The following is a 2,609-nucleotide window of genomic DNA, read 5'->3' as shown; positions in this document are numbered from 1 at the left end:
GTACTGATAGGTGCGCTTATCGGCGTCGCCGGAAAGTTAGTAATTGGTCGGGGTAGAAGCCGGAGCTCCGTTCACTGGGCCGCCTACGAAGAGTTGGCTGTGACGTGAATTCGTAAGAAATAAGAAATAGAACATATATCGATTATTCATGTCTGAACTATATACTTATGAGGCAATCCGCCAACAGGATCCCTCATGAGCGATTTCGCCCCCACCGAAGCCCGGCTCCAGGTCACCCGCTCGAAGTACCCTGGCTTCCCGCGCGACCCCGCCGCGCTTGTCCGGCTGATCAAGCATCTCTACAAGGAGATCCACGACGAGGCCAACGCGGTGATGAAGCCCTACGGGCTCAACCATCCCGAATACAACATCCTCATGATGATGTATGGCTCGCCGGACAACTCGCTCAACCCGTCGCAGCTGGCCGATGCTGCCGGCGAGAAATCGGCCAACGTCACCCGCCTGACCACGCAACTCTGCGAGAAGGGCTATGTCGCGCGCGCCTCGAGCGAAGACGACCGTCGCAAGGTCACGCTGACGCTGACGCCCGAGGGCATCGCGCTGATCGAAAGCTTCCTCCCGGACATCGTCGCCCTGCTTTTCCGCCAGACGCGCAAGCTCGATGCCACGGAGCAGGCCCAGCTCGAAGTCTTGCTGAAGAAGATGCTCGCCGGATACGGGGAATAAGTAGTACTCGCCATGTCTGCGTCCGATCTCACCATCACGCCACCCGTCACCCGCCAGGTCGTCGTCGAGACCCTGCGCGAGGAAGCCTCCGTGTGGCTGTTCGTCGTGAAGACGCTGATCGCATTCTTCCTCACGGGGTGGATCGCGATGCGCTTCGCCTTGCCGGCGCCTTCGACGGCCATGCTGACCACGGTCATCGTCGCGAATCGCCAGTCGGGCATGGTGCTGGCGAAGAGCTTCTATCGCGCCATCGGCACGCTTGCCGGCGCAGCGGCGGCGATCACCATCGTGGCCTCGTTTCCGCAGCAGCGCGACCTCTTCCTGCTCGCCCTTTCCTTGTGGATCGGTGTCTGCGCCGGTGGTGCCACGCTCTATCGCAACTTCAAGTCGTACGCTTTCGTTCTTGGCGGCTACACGGCCGCCATCGTCGCCATTCCCGTGATCGACAATCCGCCCGGCGTCTTCGATTCGTCGTGGGCGCGCATCAGCGAAGTGCTGTTGGGCCTGGCTGTCAGCGGCGTCGTCAACGACATCGTCTTCCCGAGCCGCATGCGCGACGTGTTGCGTCGCGCCGCCCGCGAGCAGTTCTCAAACTTCGTGGGCTTCGTGCGTGACAGTACGCGCGGCGTCATCGCGCGCGAGGCGATGGAGAACGCGCATCTGCGCTTTGTGCGCGCGGCGGTGTCGTTCGAAGACCTGCGCAGTTCGGTGATCTTCGAAGACGCCGAGGCGCGCGCACGCAGCGGTCACCTGCGCTTGTTCAATCAACGCTTCATGGCGGCCTCGACCAGCTTCCAGTCGCTGCACCATCTGATCAATCGCCTGAAGCGGGCGCACCGTGATCTCGCCGCCGGCATGCTTCTTCGTCTGTACGCGCCTATCGGAACGGCGCTCGATGCGCCGATCGAGGCCGGCGTGATCGCGCGCGAATTGCTGCCGCGACTGGTCGCGGCCCGCGAGGCCATGCGCACGCAGACGGTGCCCCTCCGGGACTCGCTGACCGACGCGCAGGATATCCGCGACTTCGATACCGGTGCGTCCCTGTTGGCACGCTTTGTCGACGAACTGCACGCGTATGTCGATGCCGCAGCGTCGCTGCAGGCACCGCGCGTCATCGCCGCGTCGGGCGAGCGGGTGCGCTTCGATCGCGGCAACGATTTTCTCGGCGCCGGGCTCGCCACGGTGCGCGCCACGCTGACCATGCTCGCCCTCGGCGCCTTCTGGATCGGCAGCGCGTGGCCGCTCGGCTCAAGCGCCATGCTGCTCGCCACCGTCTTCGCCGGGCTGTTTGCGACCATCCCCAACCCGACGCGTGTCACCTGGATGGTGATGCTCGGCTACCTCTCGGGCATGGCGGCAGCATTCGTCTGCGAGTTCTTCGTGCTTACCCAGGTGGATGGGTATGCCTTGCTGGTGATCGGCATTGCGCCCTTCCTAGCGGTCGGGCTGGTCATGATGATGAGCCAGTGCCTCGCGTCGTACGGGCTGGGCTGGGCCATGGGCCTGGCTTACATCCTCGCGTTGAAGAACACCCAGGTGTACGACCCCGCGCACTTCATTAACGATGCCATCGCGCAAGTCGTCGGCCTGGGCGCGGCAGCGGTCTCCTTCGTGGTGATTCCGCCGGCGATCGGTAGCGCGTGGTTGCGTCGCCGCCAGCTTGCGCGCCTTCGCGGCCAGGTGGCACTTGCCGCCGAAGCGCCGCTGCCCGGCCTGCGTCATCGCTTTGAGAGCGTGAACCACGACCTCGTCAGCCAAGTGGTCGCGCAGACTGAGCCGGGCAGTGCCGATTCGCGTGCGCTGATCGCCTGGGCGCTGGCCGTGCACGAAACCGGCCGCGCCCTCATCGAACTACGCCATGACATGGCGCGCTCCGATCTGCCTGCCACGTTGCATCCCTATCTGACGGATGCCCTGCGCAC

General features: G+C 64.2%; 2 protein-coding genes. Both read left to right on the top strand.

From position 1 onward, the window contains the following. Nucleotides 1-195: 195 nt before the first annotated feature. The gene (locus AC1DT2_RS20370; protein WP_213948886.1) at nucleotides 196-687 is read left to right on the top strand and encodes a MarR family winged helix-turn-helix transcriptional regulator; all 492 of its coding nucleotides are present in this window, start codon (nucleotides 196-198) and stop codon (nucleotides 685-687) included. Between the two features lie 12 nt (nucleotides 688-699). Next, nucleotides 700-2,609, top strand: a 1,910-nt coding sequence (locus tag AC1DT2_RS20365) for an FUSC family protein (RefSeq protein WP_477298347.1), incomplete at its 3' end; no start/stop codon positions are given.

It is taken from the genome of Luteibacter sp. P4_E6 (assembly GCF_056401535.1).
This window is presented reverse-complemented; position numbering and strand designations above follow the sequence as displayed.

Excerpts from the sequence above, each read along its gene's own strand:
- AC1DT2_RS20370 (WP_213948886.1), top strand. The coding sequence starts at position 196 with ATGAGCGATTTCGCCCCCACCGAAGCCCGGCTCCAGGTCACCCGCTCG.